The 15,544-nt window shown below is 64.9% G+C and carries 4 protein-coding genes and 2 pseudogenes; 4 read left to right on the top strand and 2 right to left on the bottom strand.

From position 1 onward, the window contains the following. Positions 1-81: 81 nt before the first annotated feature. Positions 82-660 carry a hypothetical protein gene (locus GKC29_RS25000; protein ID WP_155333146.1) on the bottom strand — a complete coding sequence of 193 codons (579 nt, stop codon included), beginning with the start codon at positions 658-660 and terminating at the stop codon, positions 82-84. A 146-nt stretch (positions 661-806) separates the two neighbouring features. On the opposite strand from GKC29_RS25000, the gene GKC29_RS24995 reads away from it, so the two are divergent. The 4 genes and pseudogenes from GKC29_RS24995 to GKC29_RS24985 all read left to right on the top strand — a co-directional run. Further along, complete coding sequence (locus GKC29_RS24995) at positions 807-12,257, top strand: LamG-like jellyroll fold domain-containing protein (protein WP_155333145.1); 11,451 nt, start codon at positions 807-809, stop codon at positions 12,255-12,257. After that, the gene (locus tag GKC29_RS24990) at positions 12,254-12,787 is read left to right on the top strand and encodes an SMI1/KNR4 family protein (RefSeq protein WP_155333144.1); all 534 of its coding nucleotides are present in this window, start codon (positions 12,254-12,256) and stop codon (positions 12,785-12,787) included. The genes GKC29_RS24995 and GKC29_RS24990 overlap by 4 nt, the downstream gene beginning before the upstream one ends. A 35-nt stretch (positions 12,788-12,822) precedes the next feature. Then, positions 12,823-12,924: pseudogene (locus GKC29_RS30170) on the top strand (hypothetical protein); the annotation flags it as partial. Then, positions 12,910-13,167 (top strand): annotated as a pseudogene (locus GKC29_RS24985) (transposase); the annotation flags it as partial. The pseudogenes GKC29_RS30170 and GKC29_RS24985, both read left to right, overlap by 15 nt. Before the next feature lie 97 nt (positions 13,168-13,264). On the opposite strand, the gene GKC29_RS24980 reads toward GKC29_RS24985, so the two are convergent. Further along, on the bottom strand, positions 13,265-15,043 hold the full coding sequence (locus tag GKC29_RS24980; protein WP_196255720.1) for a reverse transcriptase/maturase family protein: 1,779 nt from the start codon (positions 15,041-15,043) through the stop codon (positions 13,265-13,267). Positions 15,044-15,544: the final 501 nt, after the last annotated feature.

Raw genomic sequence — 15,544 nt, 5'->3', positions numbered from 1 at the left:
ACCTGCACCGCTGACCCGAACGAGCGGTAGCCGACCCGCACTCTAGCCAAGATCGGCGACGCTCGGGCAATCCCGCGCGGATCAAGCCGCGTTGTTGGCGAGGGTCTTGAGAAGCTCGTTCAGTTGTGCTCGCACGGTGTCCGGTGATGCGGGGTCGAGGGCCTGTACGCCGGGGATGTTCGTGTTCGTCCCTACGATCATGAATCGCACCTCGGGGTGCTTGCCGGCGACGTCGGCGGTGGCGTCGACCTGAGCTTGACCGACCGCAATGACGGCACCGCAGCGGCGGCTCGCCAACGTGTTGAGGTAGACGGTGGCGTTCGCGGTGGTCTGCGGTCCGTTGACCGGGAGGTACTGGGCCCGTACCCGGCTAACGGCTGACGTGTCCTGCATGGCCGTCCAGATCGTGGCCGCTGGCTCGGCCGTCACGCCGGACTCGCCGGTGAGCAGGCAGGCGGTCGCGTCGAGATACTCGCGCTGGCGCGGAGGGTCCGGCCATAGGGCCCAGGTGGTCAGCCCCGCGACGACGGCGACAGCCGAGCCCAGAGCGATCCAGCGGCGACGGCCCGCCGCGATGACCGTGACGATTCGCCACTGTGGAGTCATGGAGCGTCGTGATTTGCTCCACTGCAAAGGTTGTGGCCTCGGCTTTTTCGACATCGAGGGAGGGTACGCAAGTCTTCGACCGTAATCAAGATCTTGCTAGCAGTGATGATCTTAGTGCATGCTGCCGCGGCACCTTTGCATCAGCCGTGAGGACGGGGCTCACTATGAGGCGGCGTATCGCTGTCGTGACTGCGCTAACCGTGGGTTTGTCGCTGGGCGTGCCGCCGGAGGTGATCCCGGCGGAGGGCGGATGGCCGCTGTCGGGTCTGCTCTCCACGTTGCGGCAGGCGCCCGCGCTGGCTGTAGTCACGGGGTTGCCGGTCCAAAAGGGGGCTGGTGGTGCCGCCGACGTCGACCATTACGTGTCGATTGCAGAGACGACCGCCGATGGCGGCGCAGGTAAGGCGCCGGACCGGGGCAAGGGCGTCGTCGATCCGGCGTTGCCGACGAATCCGGCGTCGAAGGCGTTCAAAACGCCCAAGAAGCCCGGTGACGAGACGAGCTTCAACGAGAAGACCAGCAAACGCCTGCCGGAGCGTTCGACGGCTACCTACGACGAGTTCCTCAACGAGGACGGTTCGATCACCCGGCAGATCCACGAGGGGCGGATCAACTATCGGGCGGCCGACGGCACGTATCACCCGATCGACACGACGCTGACCAAGCGCGGAGATCGGATCGACGCGGGTGCCAACTCGATCGACGTGGCCCTCGCGGCGACGGGCTCGGCCGGGCCGGGGGCGGCGTCGCTGGCGCGGGTCGCATCGGTGGATGAGGCGTTGGCGTCAGTGACGACCCCGGCCGGTCAGACGTTCGCCCACGACCTGGCGGGCGCGGCGGACGTCCCCGCGGTCGTTGAGGAGTCGAAGGCGACCTACCGGGACATCCTGCCGGGAGCCGACCTCGAGATGCAGGCCACCAAGAACGGCCTGAAAGAGACGATCGTCATCGACTCCCCGGCGGCTGGCCACGAGTGGCTGTTTCCGTTGAAGCTGGAGGGGCTGACCGCCAAGGAGAAGGCCGACGGTTCACTGGACCTGCTCGGCGATGACGGCAAGGTGGCGCTCTGGGTGCCTGCCGGCCATATGCAAGACTCGAAGGTTGACCCGAAGTCGGGTGCCCCGGCGCAGTCGGCGGGCGTGGATTACCAGCTGCTCACCATCGAAGGTGCGCCGGCGCTGAAAGTCACCGCGGACGCGGCGTGGCTCAACGATCCGGCTCGGCTCTACCCCGTGCGTATCGACCAGTCGGTGAGCTACCCCGAATCGACTGGCGTCAGTAGGGACGCGTTCGTCGACAACGACGCGTCGACGACTGATCCCTACTTCGGCGACAACCTGCCCGTGGGCACCTTCAACGGTGGCGCCACCAAGGCCCGGTCGTTCCTCCACTTCGACAACCTCGCCGGCGATGGAATCATGGGGACGCAGATCCGGTCGGCGATGCTGGTGGCCCACCACACCTGGTCGTACAACTGCACCAGCCACCTTCCCATCTACGTGCACCGTGTCCTGCAGGCCTGGGACCGGAACACGATCGGGGCCGGCGAGCTGTCGGATGCTCCGGATTACACGACACCGATCGGCTCGTGGACGATCACCGACAACTCCCCGGCGTGCGGGAACACCGCCGGTGACCGGTCGGTCGGCGCGTGGCGGGCGGTGTCGCTGCCGGTCAAGACATTCAACGGCTGGACCAGTGGCACCGTGGGGAACTTCGGTCTGGCACTGACCGCCTCGGAGACCGATTCGGTCGGCTGGAAGCGGTTCACCTCCCGGGACTTCGGCGATGGCGGCTACGCGCCGTACCTGTCATTGACCTACGACTACAACGTGGACCCACAGGTCAACGAGCAGTACCCGGCGTACGGGGCGTCGGCGGCGACGCTGCGGCCGGAGCTGGTGGCCGACGCAGTCGACCCGGACAACTGGCCCAAGTCGATGCGGTACCGGTTCGTCGTCTACGCCAAGGACGCGAAGACGCAGATCGCGACCTCGTCCTGGATCACGAGGAAGTCGTGGACGGTTCCGGCCGGGACCCTGGTGTGGGGGGAAAACTACTACTGGACCGTCGAGGTCGAGGACGGCCTAGCCTCCAACGCCAAATATCTGGTGAAGCAGCTACTCACCACACCGGTGCCGCAGCCGCCGGTCACGTCTGGGTTGTCGCAAAACACCGGGCAGGGTTTCGATCCGGTCATCGGCAACTACACGTCCACTACCCGGGACGCGACGGTCACCACGGTCGGGCCGCCCCTGGAAATCGCCCGCTCGTACAACAGCATCGACCCGCGCACCGATCAGGCTTTCGGCGTGGGCTGGTCGAGCGTGCTCGACGCCCAGGCCGTGGAGAAGACGGCGACCGTCGGAAGCACCACCGCGGTCAACACCGTGACCGTGACCTACCCGGACGGCCGCGAGACGGCGTTCGGCCGTAACGCCGACAACACGTTCTCCTCGCCCGCGGGTCGATCCGCCACCTTGAGCAAGCTCGACGCCGGCGGCTATCGGCTCATCGAGAAGAGCGGCATTACGTACGAGTTCGGGCGCACGCTCGCCGACGGCACGTTCGGGATCTCCACGATCAAGGACAGCGCCGGTCTCGCCCACACCTTCACCTACACCAGCGCCAACCTCGTCTCGCGTATCCTCGCCGCGTCCGGCCGCACGCTGAACTTCCAATGGACGGCCACGTCGCCGCCGCGGGTGGCCTCGGTAACCACGAACGCAGCAGTGGCCGGTGACGCGAGTACCGCGAATACGTGGAACTACACCTACACCGCTGGCGCGCTGACCGCGGTGTGCCCACCGACAAGTGCGACAGCCTGCCACACCTACGACTACGCCACCTCGCGGTCGGTGTATCCGACCGCGGTGGCCAACGTCCGGCCGTACTCATATTGGCGATTGAACGAGCCGGTCGGCCGGAACACGGCTCAGAGTTCGGTGCTGGAGAACGGGGGCACCGACGGCGGCACGTACACCGACGTGACCCTGGGCCAGCCCGGCCCGCTCGCCGGATCGACCGCCACGGCGGCCGGCTTCAACGGTACGACGTCACAGGTTCAGCTGCCGTTGAAGCTGGCAGGCGACGCCACGACCCAGGCGATCAGTATGTGGTTCAAGACCTCCCTCGCCGACGGCGCCGGTGTCCTGTACGGCCAGTCGATGGAGGACGTCACCTCGACCGCGACCAGCACCTACCGGGCCTACAACCCGACGCTGTACATCGACTCGAACGGCAAACTGAGGGGCGGCTTCCCGAAGGCGCCACAAAAAGGCACCTTGATCGGCCCGCTGCAGTCCTCGGGCAACGGTCAGTGCCTGACCGTGTCCAGCACCAACGGCGCGGCCGTCACGCTGACCAATTGCACGGGTGGGGCCAACCAGAACTTCACCTGGACGCTGGACGGGATGCTGAAGGTCACCACCGGCGGGGTCACCAGGTGCCTGGACACCGAAGACCACGGCTTTACGAACGGCAGCGATCTGGTCGGGGGCGGCTGCGACATCACCCAGGGCAACCAGACGTGGGACGTTCAGGTAGACGGCCAGATCGTCAACGTCAACTCCGGTCTGTGCCTGGAGTCCGAGGGCATGGCGAGCGGCGCCCCGATGCACATCTGGACGTGCAGCAACAACCGGCCGCTGTATCAGCTGTTCCCCTATGGCAAGCACGACCCGATGGTGTCCGAAAACAAGGTGGTCGCCGACGGTCAATGGCACCACGTGGTGTTGTCGGCCTCCGGCAACCGGCAGGAACTGTTCGTCGACGGGGAGCGGGTCGACTCCGAAAACGACGTGACCGTGCAGGACATGAGCCCAAAGAGTTCCTACCTCGGCAAGGGTTTCCTCGGCGGGGGCTGGCCCAACCAGCCGCACTACGACGACGTTTCGAATCAGGGCCGGATCGAGCGGTTCACCGGGTCGATCGCAGAAGTGGCGTACTTCGATTCGGCCGTGGAGCGTCCAGTGGTCGAAACACTGAAGAACGCCAACGCATCCGTCAAGCCGATGACAAAGGCATCGCGCCCCTCGGGCGGCACCGCCGCCGCTATCGTCTACGACGGCGACACCGGCCGGGTCACCCAGCTGACCGACGGCAACGGCGGTGTGTGGAAGCCGCGAGCCCCCGTACTCACGGGCTCCACCAAGGTGTATGAGAGCGCGGTGCTCGGTGGGGCACCGTCGAATTACTGGCGCCTGGCCGATCCCGCGGGACACCAGCAGGCGACGAACGAGGTCAACGGTGGTGACGCCACCTTCAACAGTGTCGACCTCAACGTGGTGGACGGCCCGTTCGGCAAGGAGCACGGCTCGGCGGCGTTGTTCGACGGCGCCAGCTCGTTCGTGGCTCTGCCCTCCGAGATGACGCCGGCCGCAACCAGCTCGGTATCGATGTGGTTCAACACCAGTGCCTCCCGCAGCGTGCTGCTCGGGCCGAGCCCCAACACACCCAGCCCTGTCGGCCAGTACGACGTGCCGACCATGTGGATCACCTCGGACGGCAAACTGCGCGCGCTGTCGCCGTCGACGACACCGACCGGCCCGATCAACGCGGTCAGCGCGGCCGGCAAGTGCGTCGATCTCACCAGCGGCACCACCACCAACGGCACCGACATCCAGTCCTACACGTGTAACGGCACCGCCGCCCAAAACTGGTCACTGGTCCCCACCGATACCACCAACAGCACCTTCACGATCCAAGCGTTCGGCAAATGCATGGTCCCGCAGAGCGAAGGCACCGCCAACGGCACGCCGGTCGAGATCTGGGACTGTGTCCCGAGTAAAGCCGCCCACAAATGGCGGGCCGACGGCGGGACGCTACGCAACGTGGGTTCGTCCCGGTGCCTCTACCTACCGGGCTCATCCACGGTCAACGGAACGAATCTTCAGCTGTACGACTGCAACCAGCTCACCGGACTGGGCTGGCGTCCCTCGCTGGCCAGCAAGACAGCGGTCAACGACGGCAAATGGCACCACGCGGTCCTGACCACCGACGGCACCACCCAGACGCTCTACGTCGACGGGGCCGTAGCACAGTCGTCAACCGGCCCCACGAAGCTCACGCCGGGAACATCGCGTTACTCGCTGGGCTCCGCCAAAACCGGCTCCGTCGTCGGCGGTAACTTCTGGGGAGTCGACGGCGGCACGAACTACTTCAGCGGCAGCCTCGCCGAGGTCGCGTTCTACCAGTCCGTGATCGACGAATCGCAGGCGTCATACCAGTTCAAGGCGCGTAACGCCGTGAAGTCGGCACCCACGGGCGAGATCGAGTACCGGGTGCAGGGCCCGGACGACTCCGTCACGGCGACGACCAACGACCTGATGTACGGGCGCAAGGTCTCCGACGTCAACGCGTTGGGCAACACCACCCGGTACGGCTACAGCGGCAAAGGCCAGCTACGTACGGTCACCGATCCCAACGGCAACATGACCATCAACGAACACGACGCGCGTGGCAACGTCGTCGCGGTCACGACCTGCCAGGACCGGTCGGCCAACCTGTGCTCGACGGCGTACTCGAGCTACTACCCGAACGCCACCGACGCCAACCCGCCGCCGAACAGCCTCAACGACCGGCTGATGGAGGTCCGCGGGCAAGGTTCCACGTCGGCGACCGACAACACGTACCTGACCACATACACCTACGACGCGAACGGCAACCGGACCAGCGAGACCGACGCGCTCGGCCGCCGGACGACCATCACCTACACCGACGGCACCACGGCCGGTCCCGCCGGCGGCGGCTACGGCAGCGCAACACCACCGGCCAGCCTGCCGTGGAAGGTGACCAAGCCCGACGGCAGCCTCCAGCGGATCCTCTACTACGCCAACGGTGACATCGCCGAGCAGACCGACCCGGCCGGCGCGATCACCCGATACGAATACGACGGACTCGGTCGCACCACCAAGGAAATCGAGGTCGTCAACGGCAACGCCGGACCGACCACCACCTACACCTACGACCGCCTGGACCGGGTCGTGACGGTGGCCGACCCCCCGGTCACCAACGCGGTCACCAGCGCGAAGCACAGCCCGGTGACGACGCTGGTCTACAACGTCGACGGGTCGCTGACCTCCGAAACAGCTGCGGACACCACCGGCGGCGACGCTTCCCGGACGATCAGCTATGGATACGACACCTTCGGCCGGCGCACCTCCCAGACCGACGCGACGAACAAGACCACCACGTTCGGCTACGACGCGTACGGGCGTATGACCAAAGAGGTCAACGCCGACGGCAGCACCGTCGAGACCACCTTCGACGCGGTCGGCAACGAACTCAAGACCGTGGTGAAGAACTGGACTCCACCCGAAGGCGGTGCGGCGAGAGACCTGACAATGCGGTCGCTGTCGTACGACCCGGCCGGCCGGCTGGCATCCGAGACGGACGCCATGGGCTGGGTCACCGAGTACACCTACACCGACAACAACCTGCCGCGCACGGTGGTCCGCAAGGACCCGAGCACAGGCGCGTCGTACGTGATGGAAGACAACACGTACAACGCCGCAGGTCAGAAGGTCGGGCAGATCACTAACAACGGCCGGTCCAAGTCCACCGGCACCTACGACGCCGCAGGTCGAACCTTGACCGCGACCGCGGAGGTGACCGACACCAACGGTACGACCAAGCGCATCACCAGCTACGAGTACTCGGTTGAGGACGACGTCGTCAGCACCAAGCTGTCCGACGGCACCACCACGCTCGGCCGCTCCGACACCGCGTACGACAGGCTCGGCCGGGCCCGTCAGCAGACCACGTTCCTCGCCGACGGGTTGACGCCGACGACGCGCTGGAAGCTCGACCAGACCGGCGGCACCACGACCGCGGACGCTGCCGGCAACAACACCGGCACGGTCGACGGCACCGTCGCCTGGTCGACCGACCGTGGTGGCTCAGCGTCGTTCACCGGCAGCACGGCCGGATCGATCGTCGGTCAGGCGCCGGTGGACACCACCCGGGCGTTCACCGTGGCGGCCTGGGCCAAGCTGACGGACACCAGCGCCGACCGGCATGTCCTGGTCATGGGAGGCGATCTCAACAACTCGGCGCTGAAACTCTATTACGACAAGGCAGCCAACTCCTGGCGGCTGACCATGGCAGTCCGCCGAGCGGACGGCACGGTCGGTTTCCAGGCCAGCACCTTCACCACCCGATCCGCCACCTCAGCCTGGCAGCACCTGGCGGTCGTGGCCACGCCGGCCACCACGCCCGGCGGCGCCAGCACCGCTACGCTGTATGTCGACGGCGTGGTCAAGGGGTCGCTCTCGACCACGGAACACTTCAACAACCAGGCCACCGACCTGCGTGTCGGCGCGCAAACGACCGGATCCGGACTGTTCGCCGGTCTCATCGACGACGTCCAGTCCTACCAGCAGGCTTTGACGTCGGCCGAGGTCGGCCAGCTGCTGGCCGGGACGGCGCCCGCGGCGACCGCGCAGGTCAGCCGCACCACCTACGGTCTGGACACCAGCGGCTCGGTCACCTCGGTGACCGGTCCCAACGGGCAGACCAGCTACATCCTCAACGACGAAGCCGGCCGGGGCGTGGTGACCACGAGCCCACCGGTGAGCACCGTGCTCGGCGAAGGTGCCCCAGTCACCGCGGTGGCGGAGAGCCGGATCGGTTTCAACACCTTCGGTGAGGTCACCGAGCAGCAGGACTCGTACGGCAACGTCACGATCAACCGTTATGACGCGCTCGGCCGGGTGGTCGAACAGGAATCGCCCGCCTACACCACGCCCGAGCCATCGGCGGCGACGCTGACGGCGAAGACGACGGTCGAGTACGACGAGGTCGGCCAGATCCGGTTCAGCACCGACCCGCTCGGGGAGAGGACCGAATACAAGTACGACCTGCTGGGACGAAACACCGAGATCGTCGCCCCGGACCAGGGTGTCACCACGTACGAGTACGACCTGCTGGGCAACCTGCTGTCGCACACCGACCCGAACGGTGCGAAGGCGTCATCCACGTTCGACTACCTCGGCCGTACGCTGACCAGCACCTCCGCCGTACGCCAGGCAGGCACCGCGTACACCACCGAGTACAAGTACGACAACGGCAGCCCCTGGCCGACCTCGATTGTCTCACCGGCGAAGGTCGTGACCAGATCCGAGTACAACAGTGTCGGCGAGCCCACCCGGATCACCGACGGGGCGGGCCAGGTCACGAGGATGACCTATGACGGTGCCGGCCGGGTGATCCGGACGACCGCACCGGACGGCACGTATTCCACAGCCGCCTACGACTTCGCCGGTCGGCAGTTCAGCGCGTCGGACTACTCGGCAGCCGGGGTGTTGCTGCGCAACGAGTCGCAGCGTTTCGATGTCTCCGGCAACCTGGTCGCCTCTACCGATGCTCGTAAGGCCACGAAGACGTTCGCATACGACACTCTCGGGCAGTTGGTGACTCAGCGTGAGTCGGTTGGCCCGTCGCAGACGATCACCACAGAGTACGGCTACGACCTGAACGGCCGGCAGACCCGGTTCACCGACGGCCGGGGCAACAAGTTCGTCACCACGTACAACGCGTGGGGTCTGCCCGAGTCGCAGATCGAGCCAGCTACCACGTCGAACACGACCGACCGCACCTTCACCATGACGTACGACAAGGGCGGTCGTCTGACGCGGGTGGACTCACCGGGTGGGGTGACGGTCACCTCCGAGTACGACGCGATGGGGCGGTTGCTCAAGAGTTCCGGTACCGGCGCGCAGGCCACGACCACGGACAAGACCTTCACGTATGACAAGGCCGGCCGGATGCAGTCGTTCGCCGGTTCCGCCGGGACGAACCAGATCGCCTACGACGACCGGGGTCTGGTCACCTCGATCAGTGGCGTCTCCGGGAACTCGTCATACACCTACAACGGTGACGGTGCGCTGACCTCGCGGACCGACGCCGCCGGCACGACGTCGTACAGCTACGACACAGCAGGCCGGCCGCTGAAGGTCGAGAACGCGACCGCGGGCGTGAACATGACGTACAGCTACGACGCCATGTCGCGGGTCGAGAAGATCACCTATCCCGGTACGGTCCGGACGCTCGGCTACAACGACCTGCGGCAGCTGACCTCGGACACGCTCAAGAATGCGTCCGGCACCACGATCGCCAAGATCGATTATGAGTGGAATCTGAACGACAGCCTGACGAAGAAGACGACCACCGGGTTTACCGGAGCGTCGACCAACACGTACGAGTATGACCTGGCCAACCGGCTGACCCTGTGGGACAACGGCACCACCCCGGTGGTGTACGCCTACGACAAGTCCGGCAACCGCATCCAGGCCGGAACCACGACGTTCACCTACGACCAGCGCAACCAGCTGGTCTCCGACTCCTCGGGTACGACGTATCAGTACACGCCACGCGGAACCCTGCAGTCGACCACCAGCGGTGGACAGACGGTCGTCACTCAGACCGATGCGTTCAACCAGGTGAAGGTGCAGGGCACCAAGACCGGGGGATCGACGAGTTACAGCTACGACGGTTTGGGCCGGATGCTGCAGGCCGGGATGAGCTACACCGGTCTCGGCAACGACGTGGCCGCCGACGGCAGCGCCGTCTACGTCCGCGACGTCGCGGACAGTCTGGTGGCGGTGGCTTCCGGGAGCACGAGACGCTACGCGTGGACCGACGCCCACACCGATGTGGTCGGTGAATTCACCGACACCGGTACCGCGTTGACCGGCTCGGTGTCCTACGACCCGTGGGGCAAGGTGCTCACCGCCACGGGCATGGTCGGCAAGCTGGGCTTCCAGCAGGAATGGACGGACCAGACCACCGGCAAGGTCAACATGTGGTCGCGGTGGTACGACCCGCAGACCGGCGCGTTCGACACCCGCGACACCGCTGACAACAACCCGACCCCGACCTCGGGTTCGGCTAACCGCTTCGCATATGCCGAAGGTGATCCGCTGTCGAATACCGACACCACCGGAAACGCGGTAGATGGCAAGTGCGGCGAATACGACTACGCCTGCGCGCTGCGCCGCTACCAAGCCGCGATGGATGTCTATAACGATGCGATGGAACAACGCGATCGGGACATGCAGGCTGCGGGAGCGCAGATCGCGCAGCAGGAGGCCGAGTTCCAACGGGCGGAGCGGGAAGGCCAAGTCTCGCTGCTGGACATTCTGCTGCAGGTCGGTGTCGGCATGCTGCTCGACCTAATTGGCTACAACTCGTTGCAGGGCTGTCTGGGTGGCAGCCTCTGGGACTGCGTCGATCTCGCATCCAATGCGTTGGGTCCGATCAAAGCGCTCAAGGTGGGCCGGTCGTTGTACAAGGCCGCGGACCGGGCGTTTGAGGGTTACCGCTTGTGGAAGCGGATCATCGACGGTGCCCAGACGACGATGCGGCGTGCATACGATGCGATCAACGCCGGCCGGAAGCTGTTGAACGATGTGATGAAGAAGGTGCCGAAGAAACCGAAACTACCGAAGAAGAAAAAGAAGCCTGCCGCGAAGAAGAAGCCCAAGCCGAAACCGAAACCGAAGCTAAAGCCGAAGCCGTCGAAGCAGGCGAAGCCGGAGAAGCCCCAGACGGCACCGAAGAAGGAGAAGGCACCGACCAAGCAAGCCAAACCGAAAAAGCCGGAGCCGACGAACAAGGAACCGAAAAAGGAGAACCGGCGCGCCGAGGAGCAGGACGACGTCACCTCCTCGAACACTACAAAGCAAGACCCGGCGGACCTCGCTCGCTGCGCGACTCAGCACAGCTTCGACCCGGACACCCGGGTCCTGATGGCTGATGGCACCACGCGGGCGATCTCCGACGTCACAATCGGTGACGAGGTCCGGGCCACCGACCCGCAAACCGGGCATGATGGCGCCCGTCAGGTCACCCTGCTGCACGCCAACCGCGACCTGGACCTGACCGATGTCACCGTCTCCGACCAGCCCGCCGACACCGCAGTGGACAGCAATCCGGTGAACGAGGGCAACGGCGACCGCAGTACTCGCGGACCCACCACGACGGTCCTCAAGACCACAGCCCACCATCCATTCTGGGACGCCACCACCGGTACCTGGGTCGACGCGGCCGAACTGGTTGCCGGCGAATCCACGCTGGTCGGCCACGACGGACAGATCCAATACGTCACCGCGGTCCGCAACTTCACCGGCTCCAAGGTGATGCGTGACCTCACCGTCGACGACATCCACACGTACTATGTACTCGCTGGCGACGAACCGGTCCTCGTCCACAACAACAACTGCGGGCCGGATTACGGCGAGATCAACAGCGATGGCCAGCGCAATGGAATGCGGGTGCTCCTTACGAAGGACTTCATCACCAACAATAAGAAGAAGACGAAGCCGAGTCTGTCAAAGCCGATTCCTGGCTATGTGTCCGGACAGGATAATCAGACGCATCTGCTCGGAGCGAGGCTTGGCGGATCGAATAACGATCCCAGAAATTTCGTAGCTATGCATCGCTATGCTAACAGCCCGATCCATCGAGATGACTTCGAAGACATTATTTACGATGCGGTCATGAACAAGGGACAAACGGTGGACTATCGTGTGATTCCGATCTATGGGGGCCGAGATCCGCGCCCCTTCGCGCTGATGATTGAGGCTATCGGCAGCGGACCGAATCCGTTGATCATGCGTGATGTCATCTTCAACGAGCCGTTCCGACGATGATGCGCGACCTGTCGGCAGAAATCATAGAGCTACTTTCGCCCCAGCCAGTGCCTTCAGAGCGGCGATGGGAGCGTGCGGAGTCCGAGATCGGCGCACGCGTGCCTCAAGACTACAAAGCCCTGGTAACTGGCCTTGGTGGCGCAAGTATCTTGGATGATTGCCTGTGCCTTTTCGAGCCGGATGGCCGCGAGACGCACCTGGATTTCGCTAATCTGGTCGCGGAGCGCGATTCGGCCTGGCAGCGCATCAAAAACCGAAAACTTAGAGTGCTTCCCGAAAAGTACTTCAGTGAGGGTAACCGTCTGATTGCTTTTGCTCTTGTTGAAGCGAACTACTTTTACTGGATCGCCAGGCCCGACACGCCGGAAGATCGATGGGGAGTGTTGATCGTCGACGCTGATCTCGAGGATTGGTACGAATTCGACATGTCTGCTACGCAGTGCATATATAACCTCCTCGTTGGTCGAATAGATTTTCCCGTGTTTGAAGGGCTTTTCTCTCATTCGCCCCACGTCTACAGTCGATTGTAATGAGCCATTTTGATCGTGCATAGTGGTCGGCTTCGATGCGCCGCGTTGTCTGCCTCGAACTCCGGATGGCACGCCACCCGCAGCTGGGTGACAGCCACCGGTCGATCCCCGCGCTTATCACGTTGCAGAACGAGTGCCCTCTGCGGGAGCGGCTGACGGTCATGCTGATGACGGCCCGCTACCAGGTGGACCAGGAGCGAGCCGATGTGTCGCCGGATGGGATGCGGCGGTTGTTGCGGTGGGCGGACTGGGACGTCGACGCGGTCCGTGACGATGTGCGGGGCTACGTGGTCGAGCACGTCGGCGACCCGGGCGGTGTGCTGATCGTCGACGATATCGAGTTCCTGAAGAGGGGGACGCAATCGGCCGGGGTGGTGAGGTGGGGCGTTGACGAGGTGCCTGCCGGGGCAGGTCCTTTTCCAACGCCCTCCTCCCGAACCGGACGGGCCCGTTTCCGAGCATCCGGCTCTCCGGTGACTACTGCGTGAGTGCGGCGCTGTTCCCGGAGTGGATCTGGTGGTGACAGTCGGCGCAGACGATGAGCGTCTTGCGTCGCCGCTTGACCATGATCTTTGTCCAGGTGTTCTTGCGTGACTGCCCGGCCTGGTCGAGGTCGGCGAGTTTGCGGACGTGGTGGACCTGGATGTCCACTGATCCGCCGCAGACCTCGCACCTGCCTGCGAGGAGCCGATTGATCAACTCCTTGCGGGCGACGGCTGGGGTGGGACTGCGGTCGATGGGGGCCGCTGTCTTCTGCCGTTTGAGTGGGATGCCGCCGAACCGGGCGACCAGTGGTGGCCTGCCCTCGCGTTCGATGCGGGCCTCGAAACACCGTCGCTTGCCGTGCTGGGTGTCGATGGAGGTCCGGTATTTCCGGGCCATCTTCGACACCGCTGAGCGGTGCTTGAGGGCCAGCGTCTTGAGCATGGAGGTCTCCATGACCCAACGCAGCCGGCTCAGCCGCCAGACATCTCCGGCGGGCAGGTAGTACTGGACGATGCCTCGGTACTCGGCCCCGTAGGTCGCGATGATGGTGTGGTCATCGTGGTTGACCAGCCGGGTCCGATGCGCGGGTTCACCACGCTGTAGGTACCGAGCGCACTTGGCCTTGATCACCGTTTTCGGCACGCGTAACCCGATCGTGCCGTTGACCGTCCGGTTCCCACGATGGTGCATGTGGTCGCCGTGCTGGACGGTGATCTCGTAGCCGAGGAATCTCGCCGCGCCTGTGCGGGCGTGCGTGATCAGCGTTTTGTCCTCGGACAGTTCCAGCTTGAGATCGTCGCGCAGGAACTGAGCGAGACGCCGTTTGATGTCCTCGGCTTCGGCTCGTGGTCCGACGAACCCGAGCAGGGTGTCATCGGCGTAGCGCACGTAGCGCAGCCGCCGGTAGCCGGGATCGTTCGGGTCCCGGCTGGGCAGGCTGTGTAACTGCTGGCGCAGTTTCCGGGCCGTGGTGCGGTCACCACGGACACGGGCACGTGCGGCCGCGTCTTGCACCCGGCAGTAGGCACGGTTCTTCGCCCTGCGTTCGCCTCGGGTGTACTCGGGGATGAGAACGTTCTCGACGAACGTGTCCAACCGGTGCAGATAGATGTTCGACAGGATCGGGGAAACTACGCCGCCCTGCGGTGCCCCGCTGAGCGTGGCGTTCCAGACCCAGTCTTCCAGATACCCGGCGGTGAGCATGTTGCGCACCAGCCGCAGAAACCGGTTGTCGTGGATGTGCTCCGCCAGCGTCGACAGCATGACCTTGTGGTCGAGCGTGCCGAAGCAGTCGGAGATGTCACCCTCGATGAACCAGGCCGTCGCCGTCCAGGTGGTCGCCACCTCGCGTAACGCGGTGTGGCAGCCCCGGCCGGGACGGAACCCGTGGGACCGGGCGGAAAACCGCGGCTCGTAGTACGCCTCCAACAGCAGGCGCATCACCTCGCCGACGAGTTTGTCCGACCAGGTGGGCAGGCCAAGCGGTCGCCGTTTCCCGTTCTTCTTCGGGATCCACGCCCGCTTCACCGGGCTGAACCGGTAGCGCTCCTGGCGCATCGCATCGATGATGCGGCCGATCTTGCCCAGCGACATGCCGTCCACGGTTTCTGCGCTGGCCCCCGGTGTCATCGCGCCCTGGTTGGCGTAGATGCGCCCGTAGGCCAGCAGATACAACTGCGGGTTGAACATCTGTCGATACAACTCATCCAGCGGCAGACCACGCTTGCCGCGTTCACGCAGGACACCCAGCACCGTTTCGGCGCTCTGCATTTCGCATACCTCCCGAGTCCTGTGGTGTCCGAATCACCTGCGCTCCTTCGCCCTGCGGACGGCTTTCCCGTCCTCCTCGGCCGGACGTGACCCCGGCGACTACTACGAGCGCTCCGTCGCCGTAGGGCTCGCGCCCCGTAGGCGATCCCGCGTTCGTCTCTGTTGCACGTGACAGCACGACGTAGGCGACCCACTCATCTCCTTGAATGCCCTCGCTGGGCATCGCCCTGCGCCCCAGAGGTTGCCCCGACCACGCTGTAAAGCCAGAGCAGAGCGCGGCGCCGGTTCCAGGCGTCATTTCCGGCGGATGGTACTTTTCATCGTCTGGAGATTGGGTTTCAAGCAATCCAGCCTTCGCCATATCGCGCGGGTCCCACGACGCATCACGTCAGACGCCTGACCATGACCGCCGGTTTCCTGGCATGCTCTTGTCCCCATCGCCTTTCAGCTCCGGGTAAGCCATCAGACCCAAGAACCTCCCTCCAAGTTCCTCCCAGCTGA

The organism is Micromonospora sp. WMMC415 (assembly GCF_009707425.1).
Taxonomy (GTDB): domain Bacteria; phylum Actinomycetota; class Actinomycetes; order Mycobacteriales; family Micromonosporaceae; genus Micromonospora.
The sequence above is the reverse complement of the archived record's forward strand: the minus strand, read 5'-3'. Positions and strand labels throughout refer to the sequence as shown.

Coding starts and splice junctions, on each gene's coding strand:
- GKC29_RS25000 (WP_155333146.1), bottom strand. CDS start 660: ATGTCGAAAAAGCCGAGGCCACAACCTTTGCAGTGGAGCAAATCACGA.
- GKC29_RS24990 (WP_155333144.1), top strand. CDS start 12,254: ATGATGCGCGACCTGTCGGCAGAAATCATAGAGCTACTTTCGCCCCAG.
- GKC29_RS24980 (WP_196255720.1), bottom strand. CDS start 15,043: ATGCAGAGCGCCGAAACGGTGCTGGGTGTCCTGCGTGAACGCGGCAAG.